This is a genomic window from Rhizorhabdus sp. P4_G5 (genome assembly GCF_056401065.1).
In genome coordinates, this window is record NZ_JBFUKB010000003.1 from 300096 (window position 1) to 323527 (window position 23432).

Annotated in this window: 22 protein-coding genes; 11 read left to right on the forward strand and 11 right to left on the reverse strand. The window is 66.1% G+C overall.

Annotated features, from left to right (window positions below):
* Positions 1–56 precede the first annotated feature (56 nt).
* Positions 57–914: a 3-methyl-2-oxobutanoate hydroxymethyltransferase gene (gene panB, locus AC1DQK_RS05750; protein WP_477868316.1), complete on the reverse strand. Its 858-nt coding sequence runs from the start codon at positions 912–914 to the stop codon at positions 57–59.
* A 295-nt stretch (positions 915–1209) separates the two neighbouring features.
* The gene (locus tag AC1DQK_RS05755; protein WP_477868318.1) at positions 1210–1473 is read right to left on the reverse strand and encodes a DUF2312 domain-containing protein; all 264 of its coding nucleotides are present in this window, start codon (positions 1471–1473) and stop codon (positions 1210–1212) included.
* Between the two features lie 187 nt (positions 1474–1660).
* Here AC1DQK_RS05755 and pyk point away from each other — a divergent pair, with 187 nt between their 5' ends.
* The 3 genes from pyk (at position 1661) to AC1DQK_RS05770 (ending at position 5000) form a co-directional block, all read left to right on the forward strand.
* Positions 1661–3118 (forward strand): pyruvate kinase, encoded by a 1458-nt coding sequence (pyk, locus tag AC1DQK_RS05760; RefSeq protein WP_477869242.1) that lies wholly within the window; start codon positions 1661–1663, stop codon positions 3116–3118.
* 326 nt (positions 3119–3444) lie between these two features.
* Positions 3445–4161: a Crp/Fnr family transcriptional regulator gene (locus tag AC1DQK_RS05765; RefSeq protein ID WP_477868320.1), complete on the forward strand. Its 717-nt coding sequence runs from the start codon at positions 3445–3447 to the stop codon at positions 4159–4161.
* A 140-nt stretch (positions 4162–4301) separates the two neighbouring features.
* Positions 4302–5000, forward strand: a complete 699-nt coding sequence (locus AC1DQK_RS05770) for a protein-L-isoaspartate(D-aspartate) O-methyltransferase (RefSeq protein WP_477868322.1) — start codon at positions 4302–4304, stop codon at positions 4998–5000.
* Positions 5001–5033: 33 nt separating this feature from the next.
* Here AC1DQK_RS05770 and AC1DQK_RS05775 read toward each other — a convergent pair whose 3' ends face one another.
* The gene (locus AC1DQK_RS05775; RefSeq protein WP_477869244.1) at positions 5034–5654 is read right to left on the reverse strand and encodes an HAD family hydrolase; all 621 of its coding nucleotides are present in this window, start codon (positions 5652–5654) and stop codon (positions 5034–5036) included.
* Between the two features lie 8 nt (positions 5655–5662).
* Positions 5663–5788 carry a type B 50S ribosomal protein L36 gene (gene ykgO, locus AC1DQK_RS05780; RefSeq protein ID WP_003046794.1) on the reverse strand — a complete coding sequence of 42 codons (126 nt, stop codon included), beginning with the start codon at positions 5786–5788 and terminating at the stop codon, positions 5663–5665.
* A gap of 424 nt (positions 5789–6212) precedes the next feature.
* Here ykgO and AC1DQK_RS05785 point away from each other — a divergent pair, with 424 nt between their 5' ends.
* A complete protein-coding gene (locus AC1DQK_RS05785) occupies positions 6213–6833 on the forward strand; it encodes a DUF4136 domain-containing protein (protein WP_477868332.1) in 621 nt (206 codons plus the stop codon).
* Positions 6830–7972 (forward strand): M14 family metallopeptidase, encoded by a 1143-nt coding sequence (locus AC1DQK_RS05790; protein ID WP_477868334.1) that lies wholly within the window; start codon positions 6830–6832, stop codon positions 7970–7972. Before AC1DQK_RS05785 ends, AC1DQK_RS05790 begins: the two co-directional genes overlap by 4 nt.
* On the opposite strand, the gene AC1DQK_RS05795 is transcribed toward AC1DQK_RS05790, so the two are convergent.
* The gene (locus AC1DQK_RS05795) at positions 7973–8308 is read right to left on the reverse strand and encodes a PilZ domain-containing protein (RefSeq protein WP_477868338.1); all 336 of its coding nucleotides are present in this window, start codon (positions 8306–8308) and stop codon (positions 7973–7975) included.
* A 158-nt stretch (positions 8309–8466) separates the two neighbouring features.
* Positions 8467–9033, reverse strand: a complete 567-nt coding sequence (locus tag AC1DQK_RS05800; protein ID WP_477868340.1) for an HNH endonuclease — start codon at positions 9031–9033, stop codon at positions 8467–8469.
* Between the two features lie 178 nt (positions 9034–9211).
* On the opposite strand from AC1DQK_RS05800, the gene gluQRS reads away from it, so the two are divergent.
* Genes gluQRS through AC1DQK_RS05815 form a run of 3 tightly spaced genes read left to right on the forward strand, consistent with a single transcriptional unit; the run spans position 9212 to position 10940 of the window.
* Entirely contained in the window at positions 9212–10069 is an 858-nt protein-coding gene (gene gluQRS / locus AC1DQK_RS05805) for a tRNA glutamyl-Q(34) synthetase GluQRS (protein ID WP_477868342.1), read from the forward strand.
* Positions 10070–10126: 57 nt separating this feature from the next.
* Positions 10127–10357, forward strand: coding sequence for a twin transmembrane helix small protein (locus AC1DQK_RS05810; protein WP_477868344.1), 231 nt, complete (start codon positions 10127–10129; stop codon positions 10355–10357).
* Positions 10358–10367: 10 nt separating this feature from the next.
* The gene (locus AC1DQK_RS05815; RefSeq protein ID WP_477868346.1) at positions 10368–10940 is read left to right on the forward strand and encodes a cob(I)yrinic acid a,c-diamide adenosyltransferase; all 573 of its coding nucleotides are present in this window, start codon (positions 10368–10370) and stop codon (positions 10938–10940) included.
* Between the two features lie 12 nt (positions 10941–10952).
* Here AC1DQK_RS05815 and AC1DQK_RS05820 read toward each other — a convergent pair whose 3' ends face one another.
* Positions 10953–13955, reverse strand: a complete 3003-nt coding sequence (locus AC1DQK_RS05820; protein WP_477868348.1) for a TonB-dependent receptor plug domain-containing protein — start codon at positions 13953–13955, stop codon at positions 10953–10955.
* Positions 13956–14228: 273 nt separating this feature from the next.
* Between AC1DQK_RS05820 and AC1DQK_RS05825 the strand changes: the two genes are divergently transcribed.
* Together AC1DQK_RS05825 and AC1DQK_RS05830 are read left to right on the forward strand one after the other, a co-directional pair.
* Complete coding sequence (locus AC1DQK_RS05825; RefSeq protein ID WP_477868350.1) at positions 14229–14954, forward strand: 2OG-Fe(II) oxygenase; 726 nt, start codon at positions 14229–14231, stop codon at positions 14952–14954.
* Between the two features lie 40 nt (positions 14955–14994).
* Positions 14995–16266 carry an aspartyl/asparaginyl beta-hydroxylase domain-containing protein gene (locus AC1DQK_RS05830; RefSeq protein ID WP_477868352.1) on the forward strand — a complete coding sequence of 424 codons (1272 nt, stop codon included), beginning with the start codon at positions 14995–14997 and terminating at the stop codon, positions 16264–16266.
* A 301-nt stretch (positions 16267–16567) separates the two neighbouring features.
* Here AC1DQK_RS05830 and AC1DQK_RS05835 read toward each other — a convergent pair whose 3' ends face one another.
* Positions 16568–19474: a TonB-dependent receptor domain-containing protein gene (locus AC1DQK_RS05835; protein WP_477868354.1), complete on the reverse strand. Its 2907-nt coding sequence runs from the start codon at positions 19472–19474 to the stop codon at positions 16568–16570.
* Between the two features lie 264 nt (positions 19475–19738).
* Between AC1DQK_RS05835 and AC1DQK_RS05840 the strand changes: the two genes are divergently transcribed.
* The gene (locus AC1DQK_RS05840) at positions 19739–20266 is read left to right on the forward strand and encodes a hypothetical protein (RefSeq protein ID WP_477868356.1); all 528 of its coding nucleotides are present in this window, start codon (positions 19739–19741) and stop codon (positions 20264–20266) included.
* Between the two features lie 164 nt (positions 20267–20430).
* Here AC1DQK_RS05840 and AC1DQK_RS05845 read toward each other — a convergent pair whose 3' ends face one another.
* From AC1DQK_RS05845 to AC1DQK_RS05855, 3 genes are read right to left on the reverse strand one after another with little or no spacing between them, the layout of a single operon-like run.
* Positions 20431–22296: a tetratricopeptide repeat-containing sulfotransferase family protein gene (locus AC1DQK_RS05845; RefSeq protein WP_477868358.1), complete on the reverse strand. Its 1866-nt coding sequence runs from the start codon at positions 22294–22296 to the stop codon at positions 20431–20433.
* Positions 22283–23197 (reverse strand): M23 family metallopeptidase, encoded by a 915-nt coding sequence (locus AC1DQK_RS05850; RefSeq protein ID WP_477868360.1) that lies wholly within the window; start codon positions 23195–23197, stop codon positions 22283–22285. Before AC1DQK_RS05850 ends, AC1DQK_RS05845 begins: the two co-directional genes overlap by 14 nt.
* The gene (locus AC1DQK_RS05855; RefSeq protein ID WP_477869246.1) at positions 23194–23391 is read right to left on the reverse strand and encodes a DUF2093 domain-containing protein; all 198 of its coding nucleotides are present in this window, start codon (positions 23389–23391) and stop codon (positions 23194–23196) included. Before AC1DQK_RS05855 ends, AC1DQK_RS05850 begins: the two co-directional genes overlap by 4 nt.
* Positions 23392–23432 lie beyond the last annotated feature (41 nt).

Sequence of the window (23432 nt, forward strand, 5' to 3'; positions counted from 1 at the left end):
ATAGTCAATAGATATGGTGGATGAACGCGGCCGCGCCGCCGCCGTGCGGCAAAGGGTTACGCCTTGGGCTGGTAGGTCTGTTCGATCGTCGGAAAGCTGCGCGCGCGGACCTCTCCGGCATATTGCGCGACCGCGGCATCGATCTTTTCGGCGAGCTGCTCATATTTCTTCACGAAGCGCGGCACCCGGTCGAACATGCCGAGCATGTCGTCGATAACCAGCACCTGGCCGTCGCATTCGGCCGATCCGCCGATCCCGATCGTCGGGATGTCGATGGCCCGGGTGATTTCCACCGCGATCGGCTCGACCACGCCTTCGACGACCAGGGCGAAGGCGCCCGCATCGGCGATGGCCCTGGCATCGCGCACCAGCTTGGCGCGTTCTTCCTCGCTGCGGCCGCGCGCGCCATAGCCGCCAAGCGCGTTCACCGCCTGCGGGGTCAGCCCGACATGGCCGACCACCGGCACGCCGCGCGCCGCCAGGAAGGCGACGGTTTCGGCCATGGCCTCGCCGCCTTCGAGCTTTACGGCCGCCGCCCCGGTCTCCTTCAGTATCCGCGCGGCCGAGCGGAACGCCTGCGCCGGGCTTTCCTCATAGGCGCCGAACGGCATGTCGATCACCACCAGGCTGTGATAGCTGCCGCGCACCACCGCCGCGCCATGGGCGATCATCATGTCGAGGCTGACCGGAACGCTCGACGGCAGGCCGTACAGCACCTGCCCCAGACTGTCCCCGACCAGCAGCATGTCGCAATGCGGATCGAGGATCTGCGCCATCCGGATCGTATAGGCGGTCAGCACCACGATCGGCTCGCCGCCCTTGGCCTTGCGGATCGCCGGCACGGTCAGCCGCTTCATCGGCGCGGGCGTCGGATTGGCGCGGCTGGTGGCGCTGTCTAGCTGGAAAGTCGACATCTTTGTTTAGCCCCTCAAACGCCGGGCGCCGACATCCGTCGGCTTGGCTTCCTCGCAATAAGCTCGGGCGGCCGTTCGGCCTTGCGGGACATTAGCATGTCCCGACGCCGGGCTCATCCTCCGCCTTCGAGGGGTTCGAAGAGATCGTAGGCGGCCAGCGGACTGCCGGGGGCAGTCTGCAGCCGGAGATCGGCTCGCCGAGCGAGCCGTGCGCGTGCAGCGCGCCCGAGCGATAGCGAGGATAGCCAAGGTCACGGATGTGACCGCCGGCGCCTGAGGCTCAACAAAAATCCCCTTAAATCATACCTAATGCCGCCATGTAGGTTTCGAGGATCATCGCCTCTTCCTCATGCTCGCCCTTCTTCTTCTTGCGGATGGCGAGGATCTTGCGGACGATCTTGGTGTCGTAGCCGCGGCCCTTCATCTCGGACATGACTTCCTTGATGTCGTCGGCGATGCCCTTCTTCTCTTCCTCGAGCCGCTCGACGCGTTCGACGAACAGACGCAGCTCCTGCGCCGCAATGCTGCCGTTGTCTTGGGTCGTGTCGGCTTCGGCCATGATTCGGATACCCCGTGAGATTCGTGAAGGCGCTGGCTGTAGAGAGTGCCGCCGGACCGCTCAACGGGGAATCATTCGAACCGCCTCCGATGCGACGAACCATGACGGAACGATGGCGGAAAGGCTTGCGATCTCTACCATTGCTTTTATCTGGGGCGCCTCCTTCGGCCCGGAGCAGATACGCCTAGTGGACAGCCAGATTACCCCCCGCCTGCGCAAGGTGCGCGTCCTCGCCACGCTCGGCCCGGCCAGCGCCTCGCCCGCGATGATCGCCAAGCTGTTTCGCGCCGGTGCCGATGCCTTCCGCATCAATATGAGCCATGGCACCCATGAGGATAAGCTGCCGGTCATCCAGGCGATCCGCGCGATGGAGAAGGAACTCGGCCGGGCGACGACGATCCTGTTCGATCTGCAGGGGCCCAAGCTCCGCGTCGGCAAGTTCGCCGACGGCAGCGTCCAGCTCGCCACCGGCAAGAGTTTCGTGCTCGACCGGGATCCGGCGCTCGGCGACGCCGGCCGGGTCGAACTGCCGCACCGCGAGATCTTCGAAGCGCTCGAACCGGGCGCGCGGCTGCTGCTCGACGACGGCAAGCTGGTGCTGCGCGTGCGCACCGTCCGCACCGACCATATCGAGACGCTGGTCGAGGTCGGCGGTACGCTGTCGAACAGCAAGGGGCTCAACGTGCCCGACGTCATCGTGCCGATGGCGGCGCTGACCGAAAAGGACCGGCGCGACCTGACCTTCGCCTGCGAACATGGCGCCGACTGGATCGCGCTCAGCTTCGTCCAGCGACCCGAGGATGTCGCGGAGGCGCGCAGCCTGATCGGCGGCAAGGCGGCGCTGCTCGCCAAGATCGAGAAGCCGGCGGCGGTCGACCGGCTCGAGGAGATATTGGAGCTGGCCGACGCGGTGATGGTGGCGCGCGGCGATCTCGGCGTCGAGCTGCCGCCCGAGCGGGTGCCGCCGATGCAGAAGCGCATCGTCGAGACCGCGCGGCGCATGGGCCGGCCGGTGGTGGTCGCCACCCAGATGCTCGAATCGATGATCCAGTCGCCCAGCCCGACCCGCGCCGAAGTGTCCGACGTCGCCACCGCCATCTATGACGGCGCCGACGCGGTGATGCTCTCGGCCGAATCGGCCAGCGGGCTATGGCCCGAGGAAGCGGTGGCGATGATGAACGCGATCGCGATGTCGGTGGAAAGCGACCCCGGCTATGCCGCGCGGCTCCACTTCACCGAAACCCATCCCGACGCGACCACGGCCGATGCCCTGGCCGAGGCCGCGGCGCGGATCGCCGACACCGTGTCGGCCAGCCTGATCGTCTGCTTCACCCTGTCGGGCTCCACTGCCCGCCGCATCGCCCGCGAACGCCCTTCGGTGCCGCTGATGGTGCTCACCCCGAAGCTCGCGACAGCGCGCCGGGCCGGCATCCTCTGGGGCAGCCATGCCGTCCGCACCCGCGATGTCGACAGCTTCGAGGAAATGGTCGGCAAGGCCCGCCGCATGGCGCTGCGCCACAAGCTGGCGAAGGCCGGCGACCGGATCGTCGTGGTGGCTGGCGTGCCGTTCGGGACGCCGGGATCGACGAATGTGATCCATGTCGTGCGGCTGACGGGGGATGAGTTGAAGGGCTATGGGGGTTAGGTTTTCCGGTCAGAACTTGCCGTTATATTCGCCGACCGCCTCCTCCGCCGCCGCCGCGAAACCGGGGTAGGCGGGCAGCGGGCATCGCGATCGGTGCCGTTGCGCGATCAGTGCCGCCGCAGCGCATCCTCGATGCTCACGAAGCTGATGATTGCCGTGAAGAAAATTCCCGCTGCGATGGGGATGACGAAATAATGGTCGCCGATAAATCCTAGCATGTCGTTCCTCCTATGCCTGAACCACGCCTTGCCCCGGTCTGGCGGCGGAGCCATTGATCCCGGTCAAATCGGGTTCGATTTCGGCCCGGTTGCGGCTATGGTCCGGTGATGATGCAGATCGATATCTGTGCCGACTGCGCGGTGCGCGATCAGGCGCTGTGCGGCAGCCTGACCGACGCCGAACTCGCCTCGCTCAACCGCATCGGCCGCCGCCATCGAATCGCGCGCGATGAAACGATCGCCTGGGCTGGTGATGAGAATATCGTCTGCGCAAATCTGCTGTCGGGCGTGCTGAAGCTCGGCGCTACCACCGCCGGCGGTGACGAACATATCGTCGGCCTGTTGTATCCGGCGGATTTTGTCGGGCGCCCGTTCGCCGAGCAGGTCGACTTCAGCGTCACGGCGCTGACCGACGCCGAGCTATGCGTTTTCCCCCGCGCGCCATTCGAACAGGTGCTTGGTGATCATCGGCGGATGGAGCGGCTGCTGCTCGAACGCGTGCTCGCGGCGCTCGGCGATGCGCGTGCGCGGATGGTGAGCCTTACGCGCGGTTCGGCGGCGGCCAAGGTGGCAGGCTTCCTGCTCGACATGGCCGACCGCGCGAAGGCCACCGGCTGCCGCGCTGCGCCGGGCGGGCCGCTGACCTTCGATCTGCCGCTGGCGCGCGGCGAGATGGCGGCAGTGCTGGGCCTGACGATCGAGACGGTCAGTCGGCAGATGACGGGCCTCAAGCGCGCCGGGATCATCGCCCTGCCGGGAGGTCGGGCGGTGACGATCCTCGACCGGCGGGCGCTGCATGTGCGGGTAGAGGATCAGGCGCGCTAGCCTGGATGATTGCCGCCGCGGCCCGACTGGCGGGATAAGTGGCGCCGGCCTTGCGGCTCATGGGAACCGATCGAGGCCTATGCCATATACAAGAGCCTAGTCGATGGAGCGACAGTGCGATGAGCCACCCGCGCCGGTGCATGGCTGACTTCGCGAAGCTGCGGAAGCGCATGGTCGCCACCCAGATCGTGCGCCGGGGCGTGCGCGACAAGGCCGTGCTGGCGGCCATGCGCGAGGTGCCGCGCGAGCGCTTCGTGCCGGAGGGCATGGAAGAGTTTGCCTATGAGGATTCGCCGCTGGCGATCGGGCACGGCCAGACGATCTCGCAGCCCTATATCGTCGCGGCCATGATCGAGGCTGCGGAGATCGACGCCGACGATCGCGTGCTCGAGGTTGGCGCGGGATCCGGATATGCCGCAGCCGTGGTCGGTCGCATCGCCGCCAGGGTGTTTGCGGTGGAGCGGCACGAGACGCTTGGCAGGCTGGCGCGGCAGCGCATCGAGGCGCTCGGCTATGGCAATGTCGAGGTGCATATCGGCGACGGCAGCCTGGGCCTCCCGCAACAAGCGCCATTCGATGCCATCATCGTCTCGGCCGGTGGACCCGAGGTGCCCCGCGCGCTCAAGGCCCAGCTCAAGGTCGGCGGCACCCTGGTGGTTCCGGTAGGCGAGCGGGGAAGCCAGTCGCTGTGCAAGGTGACGCGCACCGGCGCCGGGAGCTACGAGGAGGAAAATCTCGGGGCGGTCACATTCGTGCCGCTGATCGGCGAGCAGGGTTGGTCCGAGGATGAGCATCGCGCAGGCGCGGCGCGGACAAAGGTGCCGGGAGGTGGTCGCTGAAGCGGCGCAGCCGCTGATCCCTTCGCAGAATGATCAGCTTCCGAGCAGGCCCAGCCGCCGCAGCTCTTCCGCCAGCGGCCCTGCGCCTTCGAACAGATGCCCCAGCATGCCCGCCGCCTGCGCGCCGACGACATTCTCCGCCCTGTCGTCGATGAAGATCGCCTCGCCCGCGATGAGAGCGAACCGATCCAGCGCCAGTGCGTAGATCGCGGGATCGGGCTTCACCAGCCGCACCTCGCCCGAGACGAGGATGTCCGTGAACAGGTCGAAGATCGCCGCCTCGCGGGCACGGAATGGCGGCCAGAATTCATGGCTGAAATTGGTGATGGCGTAGAGCGGAATGCCGCTGCCGTGCAGGGCGCGGACAATCGCCTCCATGCCGGGCAACAGGCCGGCGACGGTCTCGGAGAAGCGGGGGCCGAAGGCGGTGATGGCCTCGGCGAAGCGCGGCCAGGCGGCGATCAGTTCGGCGCTGGTCTCGGCGAAAGGCCGGCCGGCATCATGCTGGCCGTGCCAATCGAGATTGACGACATCGCGCAGGAACAGCTCCAGCTCGTGCGCGGGCACGAGCTGTTCAAAAAATTGCCGGAGGTTCCAGTCGTAGAGCACATTGCCGACATCGAAGATGACGGCGCGCGTGCGGCGCTGTGGCAGCGGATCGATTAGCCCTGACGCGCCTTGAAACGGCGGTTGGTCTTGTTGATCACATAGGTGCGGCCACGACGGCGGATCACGCGGTTGTCGCGATGACGGTCCTTCAGCGACTTAAGGGAATTGCGGATCTTCATGGCCGTAACGCCTGCCTTCACTCTGTCTGATATCGGAAAAACGAGGCGCTCCCCTATGGCGGCGGCTGGAGGGAGTCAAGTTTGTTTTGCCCTCAGACGCCGGGCGCAGGGCATCCGCCCTGCTTGGGCTTCCTCGCTTTCGCTCGGACGCGCTGTGCGCGCTTGTCTCTTCGAGCCACGCAGCGTCTCGCTCGCGGTGGTGTTGCAGCGACACTGGCGAGTCCTGAGATCAAGCCCGGCGTCGGAGCCCGGCCAGGGCTCCGCAAGGCCGACCGGCCGCCGCGCCTTATTGGCGCGAAGCCAAGGCAGGCGGATGCCTGCCGCCCGGCGTTTGAGGGGCGGTTGCTTGCAACCATTAAGCCTATATGCAGCGAAAATGTTGCTGATGCGTTTCGATGCTATGCATCGCTGGAGGGATGAATACATGATCGCCAACAACTTCGCCGCCAGGGCCATGATGATCGGAACGGCGCTCGCCCTTGCCGGATGCGCCGCGCAGACGCCAGAGATGCGGGTCACCCGCTTTCATCTGGGCCAACCGATCGCGCCGGGCGCGGTGGTCGTGGAGCCGCGCGATCCCACCCTGGCGAAGGATCTCGAATTCCAGACCTATGCCCGCATCGTGCAGGGCGAGCTCAACCGGCTCGGCTTCAACATCGCCCCGAACCTCGCCACGTCCGAACTGGTGGCCGTGACCGAAGTCAGCCGCTCCTGGCGCCCGGCAGGCGAGGCGCAGCGTTCCTCGGTGTCGATCGGCGTCGGTGGGGGCAGCGGCGGCGGCTGGCGTGGCGGCACCAGCGTCGGGCTCGGCGGTGCGGTGAGCTTTCCGATCGGGCAGGCGCGGCAGCGCATGGACGTGCTGACGCAGCTGTCGGTCCAGCTCAAGCGGCGTTCCGAGGGCACCGTGATCTGGGAAGGCCGCGCCGAAGCGGTCGCGCGCGACGGCAGTCCCCAGGCCAATCCCGAAGCGGCCGCGGCGCGTCTCGCCGCGGCGCTGTTCCAGGGCTTCCCCGGCCAGTCGGGCGAGACTATCACGGTGAAATGACCACTCCCCAAAGCATCGGTGTTTCCAGCGGCTTCGACAGCGGCAACATCGCCCTGATCCGTCGCGACGGCACCGTTCTCGACCTCGCCATCGTCAAGGATCATCAGTCCGATTTCTACCAATGGTTCCACTTCAGGCTGACCGGCGCCAAGGGCCAGCCGGTCAGCCTGCGCATCACCAATGCCGGCGGATCGGCCTATCCCGACGGCTGGAAGGACTATAACGCCTGCGCTTCGATCGATCGGCAGCACTGGTTCCGGGTGCCGACCAGCTTTGCCGACGGCGTGCTGACGATCGCTTTCACGCCCGGGGCCGACAGCGTCTGGCTGGCCTATTTCGCGCCCTATTCGATGGAGCGGCATCACGACCTGGTCGCCAGGATCGCAGCCGCGCCGGGAGTCCGCCATGAACGGCTCGGCGCTACGCTGGATGGCCAGGATATCGACCTGCTGACGATGGGCGACGGCCCGCGGCAGCTATGGTTCTACGCCCGGCAGCACCCCGGCGAGTCGATGGCGGAATGGTGGATGGAAGGGGCCCTCGAGCGGCTGATCGATCCGTCCGATCCGATCGCGCGCAGCCTGCGCCAGCGCGCCACCTTCCACATTGTCCCCAACATGAACCCCGACGGTTCGCGCCGCGGTCATCTGCGCACCAACGCCGCCGGCATCAACCTCAACCGCGAGTGGCACGAGCCCAGCCTCGATCGCAGCCCCGAGGTCGTGCATGTCCTGCGCCGGATGGATGCGACCGGCGTCGATTTCGCAATGGATGTCCATGGCGACGAGGCGATCCCCTATGTCTTCATCGCCGGCTTCGAGGGCATCCCGAACTGGACCGAGGAGCAGGGCCGGCTCTATCATCTGTTCCGCGACACGCTGGCGCGCCGCACCCCCGATTTCCAGACGCGCTACGGCTATCCGGTGGCGTCGGCCGGCAAGGCCAATCTCGCGATGTCGACTAACCAGCTCGCCAACCGCTTCGGTTGCGTGGCCGCGACGCTGGAGATGCCGTTCAAGGACAATCGCGACCTGCCCGACCCCGAACGGGGTTGGTCGCCGGAGCGGTCCAAGCAGCTCGGTGCGGACTGCCTAGGCGCGCTCCACGAAATGCTGGACGCCCTGCCGATGCGCGGTTGATCAGCCCGCCGCGGGCCGTTCGGCGCTCGCTTGCAGCATGCTCACGCTGGCCTCGTCGAGCGGGCGATCGAATCTGCAGCCAGCCTCGCGGCCGTCTGCCCAGACGATGCGCGCGTCGACCAGCCCCTTTCCGGGCAGCGAGATGCGGATCGAGGTATCGGGCGCGAGATCCTGATAGAGCCGCAGCCGCGCACCGCTCATCGATATGTCGATGATCCGGCAGGGCGACCGGGACGCCGAAGAAGCATGGCGCAGGTTGGTGTCGAGCGCGCTGGCATTTCGCGACGCGGCGCGGCGGCACGGCCCCTCGCGCAAAAGCACTTCGGACGAAAACATATGCAAACTCCCCCGGGGCGTGGACGCAAGTCGCATCGCTCGCTCCGGGAAACTACTTAATCGGGAATGGCCAATCGGGCAACGGAGGAGGGGAGGCTCGCCATTATCCGTCACCCCGGCGGGGCCCGGCTCTCTGTCGTCAAGGACGGAGGATTCGATCAGGCCTCGAGTTCGATGTCCCAGTAGAGCCAGTCGCGCCAGCTCTGGTGGAGATAGTGCGGCGGGAAGCTGCGGCCGTTTTCCTGGAGCTGCCAGCTGGTCGGGCGAAACGGCGATTCGAAGAGCCGCATGCGTGCCTGCTGGGGGGTGCGCCCCCCCTTGCGCAGGTTGCACGGCGCGCAGGCGGTCGAGACATTTTCCCAGGTGGTGCGTCCGCCGTGCGCGCGCGGAATGACGTGATCGAACGTCAGGTCCGCCAGCGAACCGCAATATTGGCAGGAGAAGCGATCGCGCAGGAACAGGTTGAACCGGGTGAAGGCGGGATGCTCGGACTGCTTCACATATTGCCGCAGCGCGATCACCGAGGGCAGCTTCATGGAGAAACTGGGGCTGTGCACCTCGCGCTCATATTGCGAGACGATGTCGACGCGTTCCAAAAAAACCGCCTTAATAGCGGTTTGCCAGTTCCACAACGATAAGGGGTAATAGCTCAACGGCGTATAATCGGCGTTGAGCACGAGCGCTGGACAACTGTCCGGATGTCGCATGAGATCGGAATGGTACATGAACGAACCAGAGCCTTCTGCACGAGATGGAGAACTCCACCCGGGCCAGCCCACAGCCTTCCGTTCGCACACCGGAACGCCTATGGCCGAACCGGCCGCGCCCTCGTGGCCACCCTTTCGCTCGAAAGCGTGACATGGGCATGACAGCATTTCCGTCGACTCCTCGTCAAGAGTCCGAATGCACGAAAGTGTAATTTCCCGATTTGCGCCGAGCCCGACCGGACGGCTGCACCTCGGCCACGCCTTTTCGGCGCTGCTGGCGCATGATTTCGCGCGGTCGCGCGGCGGACATTTCCTGCTGCGGATCGAGGATATCGACCCGACCCGCTGCCGTCCCGAACATGTCGACGGAATAATAGAGGACCTGCGCTGGCTGGGGGTGGAATGGGATGGCGAGCCGCTGTTCCAGTCGACAAGGCTGCCGCTCTATCGCGCCGCGCTGGACCAGCTGCGGACAGCGGGCCTGGCCTATCCCTGTTTCTGCACCCGTGCGCGGATTGCCGCCGAGGTCGCGGCGAGCGCGAGTGCGCCGCACGGACCGGATGGACCGATCTATCCGGGGACATGCCGCTCGCTGGGCGATGCCGAGCGGGCGGGACGGATCGGCGCGGGTGAACCGCATGCCTGGCGCCTGGACATCGCCATGGCCGCGGTGCGGGCGGGCCCGCTGACCTGGCATGACGAGGCTGCCGGCGCTGTGTCGGCGACGCCGGAAATCCATGGCGATGTCGTTCTCGCGCGCAAGGACGCGCCGACCAGCTACCATCTCGCGGTCACCGTCGACGATGCCGCGCAGGCCGTCACCGATGTTGTCCGGGGCGCGGACCTGTTCGCGGCGACGCATGTCCACCGCCTGTTGCAGGCGCTGCTCGGCCTGCCGACGCCGCGCTACCATCATCATCGGCTGCTGACCGACGGGAAAGGTGAGCGGCTCGCAAAACGCGCGGGCGCGCCGACGCTGGCCTCGATGCGCGCCGAGGGCGTGGATGCGGCGGCGCTCTGCGCAAGCCTGAGACGTCAGCCCTCGTTGGCATGACGGGCTGAGGAAAACAGCAGGGGTGTAATTCACCGGCTGTCGCGCTACATGCTGTTCATGGGAAACACGCTCTTCTTGATCCTCATCGTCGCGGCCATGATCGCGACCGTCGTGGCGCTGGTGCGGGGGATCATCACCTTCCTGCGAACCACCGAGGCGGACCTGAAGGGCGACGGGATCAGCCAGTCGGGGCTCAAGCAGAACCGCATGATGCGGCAGCGCATCGCGTTCCAGGCGATCGCGGTGATCCTCGTCATCCTGTTGCTGATCATGAGCCGCGGCGGCTGAGCCACCGGCGATGGTGCGCCTCAACAGGATCTACACGCGCGGCGGCGATGCCGGCGAAACCGGGCTGGTCGACGGATCGCGCCTGCCCAAATATGCGCCGCGCATGGCCGCGATCGGAGACGTCGACGAGCTGAATTCGGCGATCGGCGTCGCGCTGACGCAGGCCCTGCCGCAAGAGGCTCGCGCCCAGCTCGGCCGTATCCAGAACGAGCTGTTCGATCTGGGCGCCGATTTCGCGACTCCCGGCCCCGACTTCGCGCCGTCGGACATGGCGCTGCGCATCGTCGCGTCGCAGGTCGAGCGGCTCGAGCGCGAGATCGATGCGATGAACGAAGCGCTCGATCCGCTGCGCAGCTTCATCCTGCCCGGCGGATCGCCTGCAGCTGCGGCGGTCCATCTCGCCCGCGCGACCTGCCGCCGGGCCGAGCGCTCTGCGGTGGCGGCGAACGCCGATGTCGGCCTCAACCCGGTGGGGCTCGCCTATATCAACCGCCTGTCCGACCATCTGTTCGTGCTCGCGCGTTACCTCAACCTTGGCGGCGAGGGCGATATCCTGTGGAAGCCCGGCGCCACCCGGGCCTGAAAAGCCGCCCGATCAGAACTTGACCTGCACGCCGGCATAGAAGCGGCGGCCGAACGGGTCGTAGACGTCGGCAGCGGTGGTCGTTCCGGTGATCGAGCCGAAGAACAGCCCGTCTTCCAGGATCGGCGGCTTGCGGTCGAACAGATTGTCGACGCCCACGAAGAACTCGAACTGCTCCTTGTCGCCGGCGCGGGCGCGAAACTGGACATCGTGATAGAGACGCGCCTTGATGTTGTTGTGCGACACCGCCCGCGCGGCCTGCTCCGGGGTCAGGCCGGCGCTGTTGATCAGGAAGTCGAGGGTGCCCTCGGGATCGAACTCCTCGATCGGCGTATCGACCATCTTGCTCAGATAGGTGGTCGTCCAGTTCAGGCTGATCGGCCCGAAGCTGTAATTGATCGTCGCATTGATCTTGTGCTTGAACACCTCGCCATATTCGAGGTTGCCGAGGCCGCTTTGGACCGGCGCGGACGGATCGGATTGGGTCTTGTACTTGAGGGTCCGCGTATAAAGGATGTTCAGCGCCAGCCGGTCGTCGGTCATCAGCCCGAGCCTGCGATTATAGGCCAGGTTGAAATCGATGCCGCGGGTGCGCAGGTTCGCGATGTTGATGTTCTGCGCGTTGACGGTGGTGATGAAGCCGCTGTTCGGATCGCGGATGACGTTGTTGCAGAATTGCGACAGGCCGGTTGCGAGGCACTGCTGGATGGAGGTCTGGCGCGGTATGATGCCGATGGCGTTCGACACCTTGATGTCGAAATAATCGGCGGTCAGGCTGAAGCCCCGCAGCGCGTTCGGCGATATCACCGCACCGAGCGTCAGCGTCTTGCCCTTCTCCTCCTGCAGATTGCGATTGCCGCCGTCGAAGCCGTTGATGCCCTGCAGATCGGCCTGCCCATATTCGAAGCTACCGTTGCGCGCGATGGCCGCCGCGACCGCCGGAATGTCGCGGCATGCCGCCGCGAAATCGCCGCCGCCGCTGGTGGCGGTGATGCCGTTGCAGGGATCCTGCACGGTCGGGAAGGTTTCGGATGGTGCCGAGAACAGCTCGCTGATGTTCGGTGCGCGGTTGGCGACGGCATAGTTGCCGCGCAGCCGCAGCCCCTCGACCGGCGAATATTCGGCGCCGGCATTCCAGCTGAACACATTGCCGATCGTCGAATAATGCGAATAGCGCGCCGCGCCCTGCACGCTGAGAGAGCGGACGAAAGGCAGATCCCTGAGCAGCGGGATGTCCACCTCGCCGAACAGCTCCTTCACGGTATATCTGCCGATCGTGTCCGGCGTCAGGTTGCCCGAGTTGAGGCCGGCATTGGTCAACTCGTCCCAATTGTCGACGCTCTTCTCGCGGCGATATTCGGCGCCCACTGACACCTTCAGGTCGCCATAGGGCAGCTTCACCACCGTGCCAGAGACATTCGCAGTGACGACGAGCTGGGTATTCTTGACGTCGTCGCTGCGCGGGACCGCGGAGCGCACATAGGCCGATGCCTCGGGCGAGGCGCTGTTGTAGCCGAACAGGTTGATCGGCACGCAGCCGGCTGCCCGCGCGGCGGGGTCGCGGCACAGGATCGCGCCGGTCGGATCGCGCACCGCATCGAGCGCAGCGGCATATTTCGTCAGGTCGACGTCCTGGGTCTGGGTATGGTCCTTGAGCTGGCCGTAGACCGCGGAGATCTCGTAGTTCCACTGGTCGGCGATGTCGCCGCGGACGCCGCCGGCAATGCGGAAAGTGTCGCGGCGGTTGGTGTTGCTGCGGGTGAACACCTCGGTCTGGCGGCGCGCGAAGCTGATCGAGGTGATGTCGTTGGTCGGATCGGCATCGCCGTTGCGCGCGGCGATGGCCGCCGCGACCGAGGCCGGGATGAACGGATTGTCGATGCCATAGCCCAGGGCCAGGTCGGGCTGAGGGATGCCTGCACCGGCACCGAACGGCGCGGCCTCGATCTGGGAGGATGACCGCGTATGGGCGTAGGTGCCTTCGATGAACGCTGTGACATGGTCGGTCAGCTCATATCTGGCCGATGCCGCGCCCAGATAGCGCTCCACCGGGGTCGATATGCGGCGCACCGAATTGCGGTTATAGCCGTAGCCGACCGGAAAACCGGTCACGAGGCTGTTGTCGGGGTTGAAGGTGAAGTTGTCGGTTGGCGTGCCGTCCGCCGCCGTCAGGATCTCGGGGGAATCACCGACCAGCACGAAGCGGCCCTGTGCGGGGAATGAGCTATAGGCTTCCGGGCCGCAGGTGAAGAGGCAGTCCTGCGCCGAAATCTTGCGCTTGCGCGACAGCAGGCCGTAATCGCGGTCATAGGTGAAGTTGGCGATGACCGATCCGCGGTCGTCGGGTCCGAACGCCATGCCGCCGGTCAGGCTGGCCGAATAGCGCCGGTTGTCGCCGCGCGAGGTCAGGCCATATTGGGCTCGAGCCACCAGGCCGTCGAGCTTGTCCTTCAACACGAAGTTGACGACGCCGGCGATGGCGTCCGAACCGTAGACCGCCGACGCGCCGCCCGTCACCACCTCGACGCGGTCGACGAAATCGGTCGGGATGTTGTTGACGTCGACGATCGACGTGCCCGCCACGCCCGGCACGAAACGGCGGCCGTTGACGAGCACCAGCGTGCGCGCGGTGTCCAGGTTGCGCAGGTTGATCGTCGAGATGCCGTTTCCGGTAGTGTTGAAGTTGCTGTTGGTGGTGCTGATGCCGGGAATGCCCGCCTGCGGCAGCTCCTGCACCAGGTCCGATACGTTGGTGACACCCTGATTCCGGATCTGGGGCGCGCCGACCACGGCGATCGGTGTGGCGGCCTGGAGTTCGGGCCGCGCGATGCGCGAACCGGTCACGATGATGACGTTGTTCTCGTCATACGCGGCGGCGCTTCCCGCCGCAGGGGGCCGGCTGGTCTGCGGCGCCGCCTGGCTGTGGGCCGGAGACGCCAGCATGATGCCGACAGCGAATGGCGCCGCGCCGGCGGCGMGCGCGGCGCGACGGATCTTGTTTTGAAAGCGGTTCACGACAATCCCTTTGCTGGCCGATGAAGACCGGTCGGGACGACGATTCTGACGCGGAAATCGCTACCGATCCGGCCTTGGCTGATGGTCGTGTCTGCGCATTGGTGCGGAGACGGTAAATAACAAAAATTATTATATTACAGGGATTTAATCTCGATAATCACACAGAATGTCGCACCGTATGTGAAATGGCCGCACCCGGCTTAGATGCTTCGTTAGGCACCGATGTGGAGGGGGCGATTGAGTTTGCGACCGCGGCCGAATATCGCTGATGCTGTGAACGGCTTCGCCCCCAGCCTGAACCCGGCGCTCGACTGGTCGCGGCTCGCCGAGGCCTATCGTCGCGACGGCAGGGTCCGCATCGACGACTTGCTCGATCCTGCCTCGGCCGATGAGCTCGAGCGCGTGCTGCTGGCAAGCGATGCCTGGCTGCAGATGGTCAATTCGGGCGACAAGCTGTTCGAGCTTTCGCGCGAGGTGCGGGCCAGCTTCGACGCCGACCGCTCCGCAGCGCTGCAGGCTGCTGTCGACGAGGCGGCGCGCTGGGGTTTTCAATATCGCTATGAGGCGCTGCGCGTGCCCGATGCTCCGGCCGAGCGCAGCGCGGCGGGACGGCCGATCGATCGCTTTGCGGCGTTCCTGTCGTCCGAGCCGGTGCTGCGGTTCCTGCAGGCGGTGACCGGGCAAGCCGCGATCGGCTTCGCCGATGCCCAGGCCACCCGCTACAACCCGGGCGATTTCCTGACCGGCCATGACGACGAGGTGGCGGGCAAGAACCGCGTGGCTGCCTATGTCTATGGGCTGACGCGCCGCTGGCGGGTCGAATGGGGCGGGCTGCTGCTGTTCCACGAGAGCGATGGACAGGTCAGCGGGCTGGTGCCGGCGTTCAACAGCCTGACGCTGTTCAGCGTGCCGCAGCCGCACAGCGTGAGCATCGTCACCAGGTTCGCCGGCGCGCCGCGCCTGTCGATAACCGGCTGGCTGCGCGCCGGGCCGCCATGAAGACCTTGCCCGCGCCGCCGGCGCATCGCATGCTGGCGCGATGAGCGGGGGAGCAGAGACCGAGCTTGTCGCGAGCCAGGCCCGCGCCGCGGCCGGGGACAGGCCGCGCGCCGCCGCGCTGTGGCGGCAGGTGCTCGCGCAGGATCCCGGTCATCCCGAAGCGCTCAATGCGGTGGCGAACTGGCATTTGTCGCAGGGAGAGGCCGGAGAAGCGGTGCCGCTGCTGGCCCGTGCCGTGGCCGCCGAGCCCGGGCAGGCGGCGCTGCACTTCAACCTGGCGACCGCGCAGGGCGGCCTGGGGCGTTATGACGACGCGCTCCGGGCGCTGGATGCGGCGCTGGCGATCGATCCCTATTTCGTCCAGGCGCTGTTCCATAAGGCGGCGCTGCTGGATCGGGTCGGGCAGCGGGTCGAGGCGGCGGCGATCTATCGCAACTATTTCGACTGCATGCCGCCCCAGCTGCGATCCGATCCCCGGATGGCCGGGGCGGTGGCGCAGGCGCAGGCAGCGATCGACGCGGACAATGGCAAGCTGCGGGCCATCGTGGCGGAGACAGTCGACACCGCGGACATCTCGCCCCGCCTCGTCGAGGCGATCGGCCTGCTCACGGGCGAGGCGCGGCGCTATGTCCAGCAGCCGACCTTTCTGACGGTGCCGCGGCTGCCGGCGATCCCCTATTTCGACGCGGCCGATTTTCCCTGGCTCGCCGATCTCGAAGCCGCCGCCGAGGATGTGCTGGAGGAACTGCGCGGCCTGCTGGCGGCGCCGGACGAGCCGGGCTTCGAACCCTATGTCGCACGCCCCGCCGGGGTTCCGCTAAACCAGTGGGGCGAGCTCAACCATTCGAAGCGCTGGAGCGCGTTCCACCTGTGGCTGAACGGCATTCGACAGGACGCGAATTGTGCGCGCTGCCCGCGAACCGCCGCGCTGGTCGAAAGCCTGCCGCGCATTGTCGTGCCCGATCGCGCGCCCAACGCGTTTTTCTCGGTGCTGCGCGCCGGCGCGCGCATCCCGCCGCACACCGGCGTCACCAACATGCGGGCGACGATCCACCTCGGGCTGATCGTGCCGCCGGGATGCGCCTTCCGGGTGGGCAACGAGGTGCGCGCGTGGCAGGCCGGCAAGGCCTGGGCGTTCGACGACACGATCGAGCATGAGGCGTGGAACGAGAGTGGCGAGGATCGGGTTATCCTGATCGTCGATGGCTGGAATCCCTTTATCGAGCTTGCCGAGCGGCCGGGGCTGACCGGCCTGCTCACCGCCTATGACCGCCATCGCGGCCGGGCGCCGGGCTGGGCCGAGGGCGCGTAACTCCCCTGCGGCGTTGCATCGAGGAGCGCTGCGGTACGGGGTTGGATGAACCGCGTCCGACGTGGCGTGATTCGTGACGAGGGGCGCCGTCTGCGCCTCGCCTGAAGACGACGGCCTCACGCATCATCCTTTTTGTTCGTCATCCCAGCGGAAGCTGGGATCTCTCTTGGCACCTGCTCAAAAAGTCACCGCAGAGAGATTCCAGCTTTCGCTGGAATGACGGCGGTGGGTAAGTCCTGTGCTCGCACAAAAAAGGGGTGGCGATTGCTCGCCACCCCCATTTTCAATGAAGTTCCGAAGCTTAGAATTTGAGCTTGGCGCGCATGAAGAAGGAGCGGCCGAGCACGTCGTACAGCGTCGGGTAGGTGTTCGACTGTTCGCCGTTGCCGCCATTCTGCTGGCTGGCAGCGAGCGGGGGCTTCTTGTCGAACAGGTTGCTGACACCCGCGGTGAGGGTGATGTTGTCGGTGGCTTCGACCTGGCCGGTCAGGTCGAAATAATTCTGCGCCTTCAAGGTCTCCGAACCATAGAGGATGCTGGGATCGTCGTCGGTCGCCTTGCCGATGTAGCGCCACAGCAGCGACAGCGTGACCGGGCCGGTATCCAGCGTGGTGCGGAAGGTATGGCGCCATTTCGGCGTCGGAACGAAGCACTGGAGCACGCCGAACTTGCCCTGGCAGTCGACCAGGGTCGACGGAATGCCGACCACGGTCTGGATCGTCGACTTCGTCAGGTAGGAACCCTTGAGGTCGAAGGACAGCCGCGACTCTTCGCCGAGGAAGGTCGCGCCCAGCGGAACGGTGTAGTCAACCTCGACGTCGATACCGGCGTTCAGCAGGCCACCCGAGTTGGTGTAGAGATCGCTGAAGCTGTCGATCTCACCGAACGAGTTGCGGCGGATGACGTCCGAACCACAATAAGCCTGGTTGAAGTCGACAAAGCAGAGGTTGCCGATCGTCTGCGTGCCGATGCCGGGCACGATGAAGTCCGTGATCTTGATGTGGTAATAATCGACCTTGGCGTGGAACCGGGGCAGGAAGCTCGGCTGAAGCACCACGCCAACGGTGTAGGTCTTTGCCGATTCTTCCGTTAGATTGGCATTGCCGCCCAGGAAGGTGACCGGATTGACGTTGTTCGGATCGCCGAGCGCGAGGCGGGCCGGTGCCGGACCGTCGAGGATCGCGGCGGGAACGCCCTGCGCAAGGCAGATGTCGCGCAGCGTTCCGGTCGGAGCCGCCGCCGTCGAGCAGCCATCGGCATTGCCGGCGAAGGTGACGGTGTTGCCCAGGTAGAGCTCGTTGACGCTCGGTCCCCGGATCGCCTTTTGGTAGTTCGCGCGGAACAGGATGTCCTTGATCGGCGCAAACTCGACGCCGCCGGCAAAGGTGAACACATTGCCGGGAGCATTTGAGTAATGGGTTGCGCGGGCCGCTCCGTTCAGTTCGAGGCTGTAGATGAAGCTGTCCTTGATCAGCGGGACGCGGATTTCTCCGAAGAACTCGCGGACGCTGTAGCGGCCCGAGGTTGCCTGGCCGGGGTTGAAGCCCGCCACGTTGCCAGAGGACAGATACTGGTCCGGCGTGACCGAACCGCTCTCACTGCGCCATTCGACGCCGAATGCGACGCCGACGCCGCCGGCCCCGAAATCGAAGAGATTGCTGTTGGTGATCGACAGGTTGGCAACCTGGGTGACATATTGCTCGAGGTTGGTTGCGCCGATGCCGAGATAATCGATCGCACCCTGGCTCAGATTACCCTGGCCGAAGATGTTCGCCGGAACGCAACCGGCGGCGCGCGCGGCGGCGTCACGACACTGGAGCACGCCGCCCGGTCCGAACTCGGTCGAGGTCGCGGCCAGGAAGTTGCTGATCGCGACGTTGCCAAGTTGGCGCTGCGAGTTCTTCGTGCGCGAATACATGTACGAGCCGTCATAGGAGAAGCCCGCCGCGATATCGCCTTTCATGCCAGCCACGACGCGGAAGGCATTGCGCTCGTCGAAATTGGCGCGCGGCCCAAGCTGGGTGGTGCGGTAGTTGAAGTTGGACTGCACATAGCCGTCACCGTCGGCATCGAGCGAGGCCAATGCCGCACGGAAAGCCGGGGTGAAGAAGGGTGACTGCGTCTGCAGGGTCAGCGGGCCGATCACGCCGTCACCGAACGGCGAGCCGTTGCTGATCGGCGTGGCAGCGAGCTGCGCAGTCACCCGGTTATTGACGAACTGCGCCTCCATATAGGGCGTGAAATGCTCGTTGATCTCATATTGCGCCATGCCGGCGACGAGGAAGCGCTCCTGCGGCACCTGGAGATAGTTGATCGGCGAGAAGTTGTAGCCGTTGGCGGCGACGTAGCAGCGGTTTGCACCCGTGTCCGTGAAGTCCTGGATGTCGCAAGGCAGACCGGTGGCAGCACCGAGACCGAGGATATTGACGCGGCCCTGCGGCACCGAAGGCGAACCGCCGGCGGCGAAGGGCGGTGAGCCATCCTCATTGTCGCTGAGGGCGTTGGTTGAGAAGGCGCGGTCGCCGGCGAAGGTCGACCTGCGCTTGGTATATTCGGTGAACAGGGTGACGTTGCCGCGGCCCTCATCGAAATTGGTGCCGATGGTGCCGTTGATGTCCCACACCTGCCCGTCGCCGCGCGAGGTGACGTCATATTCGCTGTTCAGCTCGACGCCGCTAAAATCGCGCTTCAGGATGAAGTTGACGACGCCGCCGATCGCGTCCGAGCCATAGACGGCCGATGCGCCGCCGGTCGTGACATCGACCCGCTTGATCAGCGAAGCCGGGATGGTGTTCAGATCGACGACCTGATTGACGTCGTAGGACATGTAGCGCTTGCCGTCGACGAGGACGAGAGTGCGCTGCGAACCGAGATTGCGGAGATTGACGGTGGCAACGCCGCCGCCCGGGTTGTTCGAGGTCGACGACTGGGTCGCGGTGATCTGCGGAAGATCGTTCAGCACCTGCTCGACGTTCGCCGATCCGGCCCGCAGCTCGATGTCCTGCGTGCCGACGATCGAGATCGGGCTGTTCGCCGTCAGGTCGGGACGCGCGATGCGCGACCCGGTGACGATGATGACATTCTCGGATCCTTCATCGGGCGCCGCCTGCGCGAACGCTGGCGTCGAGCCCATGAGCAGGCTCAGCGCGATCGAACCCGCGCTTGCGCCAAGCCCGAAGCGGCCCATCTTCTTCATGTTGTTGGTCACTTTCCAGTCCCTTTTCTGGAGTGAGCGGGGGGAGATCTTCTACCCGTGCTCAACCTTCGAAAATGGCGCGGCGCTGGCACGCCGCCCTCCATTCCTTTCAGGCATGTCGGCAGATGTGCAAGAAATCCGATCAGACTGTAAAGCGGAGGTTAATCCCGCGGGCATCTTGCAACGCCGATGTCGCCTTTTTGCAACAGTCGCGAAATGTCGTTGCTGTGATACACCAAAAGATGGTTATATTGTTTCACACTCAGGAGAAACGCGGTGAAATATGCGCCCGTAACGACAATCTTCGCAGCGGCAGCGATGCTGTCGGCGACCGCGGCGGCGGCAGAAAAGCCACGCAACCGGCCCGAGCTGTTTAGCAAGGTGATAGACTGCCGATCCATTACGGATAACTCCCAGCGTCTTGCCTGCTACGACCAGTCGGTCGGCGCGCTCGAAGCCGCGGAGCAGCGCAAGGACGTCGTGGTGGTTGACCGCGAGCAGATGCGCGAGACGCGCAAATCGCTGTTCGGCTTCACCCTGCCGAAAATAGGCCTGTTCGGCGGTGGCAGGGAAGAGGCTCAGGAAGATGTCAGCGAGATCCAGACCAGCATCGGCTCGGTGCGCCAGATCGCCAGCGATCGCTGGTCGCTCGTCCTGCCGGATGCCGGCACCTGGGAGACGATGACGCCGGTGAAGTACGAACCGCGAGCAGGCCAGAAGATCCGCATCTCGAAGGCGATGATGGGCAGCTATCTCGGTTCGTTCGGATCGAACAAGGGCGTCCGCTTCCGCCGGGTGGATTGAGCTAGATGTGAGCGTCCCGCCTTTGATATGAACTGCTCATCCTGAGTAGGGGCTGAGCTTGCCGAAGCCCCGTATCGAAGGACGTCCTTCGATACGCCATTTCGACTTCGCTCAATGCCTACTCAGGATGAGCGGGAAATGCTTCAGATTAAGAGCACGCGGCTCTAGATCGAATATCCCAGCCGCTCCGCCCAGGGCGCGAGCACCGGCAGCACCGGTTCGAGATGGCGGCGATACCGCTCCCAGCGATAGGCTGCGCGCGTGTAGATCGGCTCGCTCACCTGGGCGTAGCTTGCGGTGGCGATGTGGCTGCGGCGCGCGGCGCTGCCACGGTTGTCGAGCACTTCGTCGCGCCAGGCCAGGCCGAGGAAATCGAGCAGCGGCCGTATCTCGCCGGCGAGGTCATCGACCATGCGCTCGTAGCGGACATGATGGACGCGCATCGGCAGCAGTGCCTCGGCGCGCGTCCAGGCCTGCATCGCGAGGTCATATAGCCGCGCCGCACTGTCCAGTCCGTGGAACTGGACCATCGCGCGATTGACCTGGAACCGCGCCATGAAGCAGCTCAGCACCACATCGCAGGGGTGGCGCTCGGCCATGATGATGCGCGCATCGGGGAACAGCCGGTGGATCAGCGGCGCCCTTGCGAGGTGGAGCGGAAATTTATCGACGATGGTGCGGCCGTCGAGCGGCTGGATCGCTGCCGCTTCGGCGAAATAGGCTCGTCGCAGCCGCGCGGCCTCATCGCTCTGGAGCGTGGCAAGCCGGGCCGGATCGCCCAGCATCGCCTCGACCCGCTCGAGCATCGGCGCTTCTTCGAAGACCTGCAGCTCGGCCAGGTTCATCAGCAGCGTGTCGAGCAGCGTCGTACCCGAACGCGGGAAGCCGAGGAGGAAGATCGGGGCGGGCGGATCGTCGGCAAGCGCGAGCGGAGTCCAGCGGGCGACCGCCTCCGGGGTGAGCCGCTCGACGACCTGCGCGACCTGCGCGGGAAAGTCCTGCGATCTCGCGAATGCCGATGCTGGCCCCAGCGCGGCGAAGCGGTTCATCTCGGCAAAGGCGGCGAAGGCGCGATCGGTGTCGCCCAGACGGTCGCAAATCTCCCCGATCAGTTGCGCGTGGCGCGATGGCTCGGTGCCTGGAAAAGCCGCCTCGGCGCGGACCAGCGCTTCGGCGAAGCGGCCTTCGCGCTTGAGCAGCCATGCCTCGACGAAGGCGATCTCCGCGCCGTCGATGCCGGCTGTGTGCGCCTGCCCGACCAGCGCGCGCATGTCGCCGAGCCGGTTCAGCGTTTCGAGCAGCATGCCATATTCAAGATAGGCCGGCGCATGGCGGGGATCGACCTGCAGCGCCATGCGATAGGCGGCCTCGGCTGCGCCAAAATCCCCGACGGCGCCTTCGGCGAGGCCCAGCTCCACCAGCAGCGGCACGTCGCGCGGGAACAGCTTGGCCGCAGCTCGCAGTCCCGACTGACGCTCGCTATGCCGCACCCCCTGGGCCAGCGCCTTGGAACGATGGATGTGGAAGGCCGGTTCAGCGCGCAGCCTTATCGCCTGGTCGAATGCGTCGACCGCTCCACCGATATCGCCCGCCGCCGACAACAGCAGGCCGAGATTGTCCCAGCTTTCATAATCCTGCGGAAAGCCGGCGAGCACCCGGCGATAGCCGGTGATCGCCTGCTCGGCGCGGCCCTGCTGCTGGTCGACGAACGCGGTTATGCGAAGCAGCTGCGGCGCGGTGCCGACCGCGGCAACCCGGCGCGCGCCCTCGAGATCGCCGCTGTTGACCAGCGCGAAGGCGAGGCTGGCGCGGAGCTGCACGGCGTCGGGCGTCTCGCGCAGCGCCGCCTCAAGGTGCGGCACCGCGTCGCCATAGCGTCCGGCCTGCAGCGCGGCCATGCCGAGCAGCCCTTCCAGCGCGCCGCTGCGCACGCCGCTCGCCGCAATCCGACGGCCCAGCGCCTCAGCGCCGGCAAAGTCGCCGCGCTGGTACAGCGCATAGGCCTCGCGCAGCGCGTCAGCGCTCGCCATCGGAACCTGTCGGGTCAGCCGCGGGTATCGGGCCCGCCAGCGGCGCCGGATCGATCCGCGCATCGCGCCACTTCATGCCCCAGTGGAGATGCGGCCCGGTCGCGCGCCCGGTCATGCCGATCGCGCCCAGCGGCTGGCCCTGGCGAACCGTCTGCCCCACCGTCACGTCGATCCGCGACAGATGGAGGAAGGCCGAGTTCAGGCCCATGCCATGGTCAATCATCAGCAGATTGCCCTCCAGCGTGAACGGGGCGGCCGCCGCGAGGATCACCACGCCGTCGGCCGGGGCGACGATCTGCGTTCCCGTCGGCCGTGCGACATCGACTCCCGTGTGGAAAGCGCCGGGTTCGCCGGCATAGATGCGCTGCGATCCGAACACGCCGCTGATCCGCCCGGTCACCGGCCAGATGAAGCGGCTGCGCCAGCCGGTGGCGCCGCTGTCGATCGCACGGGCGGCAGCGATCTGCTCGAGCTCGATCTTGCGCTTGGCAAGGAACTCCGGGGTCGGCGTCGTGCCGCGCGGCAGGGTGGGCAGCGATTCGATCTGCCAGCTGCGCGGCGCAATGGTCAGCGTGCGGCGATGAATCGCGCCGTCGGCCAGCTGCGCCTCGAGCATGGTCGTGGCCGTCTGGTCGCGATCGAAGGCGATCAGGAAGCGGCCGTCGGCCGCGAAGCCGATCGCCTTGCCATCGAGCAGCAGGGTGCGGCTGCCCGCAGGGACCGTCCCGAAGGCGAGCCCGCCCTGGATCAGCGCTCCCGATAGGTGAAAATCGGCATTGTCGACCACGACCGGCGCGGCAGAGGGCGCGGGCGGCGGCGCAGGCGGGATGACGGTCGGGGTGCAGCCCGCTAGCAGCGATGCGATCAGCGCGGCACCCAGGCCGCACCGGCCTTCGTTCAAGCCTTCCGCTCCGCCTCGGTCGCTTCAGCCGCCCCGGCATAGGCCTCCTGCCGGGCCACGCTCCAGTAGCGCAGCTCGTCGAGCGGGATCGCAGCGCCCGATACCGCGCACAGCACATGATCACCCGGCACCAGCACGCGAAACCCGTTGGCGGTATAATCGAGCTTGGCGAGGCGGCCCGCGTTCATCAGCATCTTCGGCTCCTTCGCAACATATATGGGATCGGCCATCCCAT

What these genes read in the sequence shown, in the direction of transcription:
- AC1DQK_RS05855 (WP_477869246.1), bottom strand. Translation starts at nt 23,391, where the DNA reads ATGCTGATGAACGCGGGCCGCCTCGCCAAGCTCGATTATACCGCCAAC.
- gluQRS (WP_477868342.1), top strand. Translation starts at nt 9,212, where the DNA reads ATGCACGAAAGTGTAATTTCCCGATTTGCGCCGAGCCCGACCGGACGG.
- AC1DQK_RS05810 (WP_477868344.1), top strand. Translation starts at nt 10,127, where the DNA reads ATGGGAAACACGCTCTTCTTGATCCTCATCGTCGCGGCCATGATCGCG.
- AC1DQK_RS05800 (WP_477868340.1), bottom strand. Translation starts at nt 9,033, where the DNA reads ATGTACCATTCCGATCTCATGCGACATCCGGACAGTTGTCCAGCGCTC.
- AC1DQK_RS05790 (WP_477868334.1), top strand. Translation starts at nt 6,830, where the DNA reads ATGACCACTCCCCAAAGCATCGGTGTTTCCAGCGGCTTCGACAGCGGC.
- AC1DQK_RS05795 (WP_477868338.1), bottom strand. Translation starts at nt 8,308, where the DNA reads ATGTTTTCGTCCGAAGTGCTTTTGCGCGAGGGGCCGTGCCGCCGCGCC.
- AC1DQK_RS05815 (WP_477868346.1), top strand. Translation starts at nt 10,368, where the DNA reads ATGGTGCGCCTCAACAGGATCTACACGCGCGGCGGCGATGCCGGCGAA.
- AC1DQK_RS05770 (WP_477868322.1), top strand. Translation starts at nt 4,302, where the DNA reads ATGGCTGACTTCGCGAAGCTGCGGAAGCGCATGGTCGCCACCCAGATC.
- AC1DQK_RS05845 (WP_477868358.1), bottom strand. Translation starts at nt 22,296, where the DNA reads ATGGCGAGCGCTGACGCGCTGCGCGAGGCCTATGCGCTGTACCAGCGC.
- AC1DQK_RS05755 (WP_477868318.1), bottom strand. Translation starts at nt 1,473, where the DNA reads ATGGCCGAAGCCGACACGACCCAAGACAACGGCAGCATTGCGGCGCAG.
- panB (WP_477868316.1), bottom strand. Translation starts at nt 914, where the DNA reads ATGTCGACTTTCCAGCTAGACAGCGCCACCAGCCGCGCCAATCCGACG.
- AC1DQK_RS05830 (WP_477868352.1), top strand. Translation starts at nt 14,995, where the DNA reads ATGAGCGGGGGAGCAGAGACCGAGCTTGTCGCGAGCCAGGCCCGCGCC.
- ykgO (WP_003046794.1), bottom strand. Translation starts at nt 5,788, where the DNA reads ATGAAGATCCGCAATTCCCTTAAGTCGCTGAAGGACCGTCATCGCGAC.
- AC1DQK_RS05785 (WP_477868332.1), top strand. Translation starts at nt 6,213, where the DNA reads ATGATCGCCAACAACTTCGCCGCCAGGGCCATGATGATCGGAACGGCG.
- AC1DQK_RS05765 (WP_477868320.1), top strand. Translation starts at nt 3,445, where the DNA reads ATGATGCAGATCGATATCTGTGCCGACTGCGCGGTGCGCGATCAGGCG.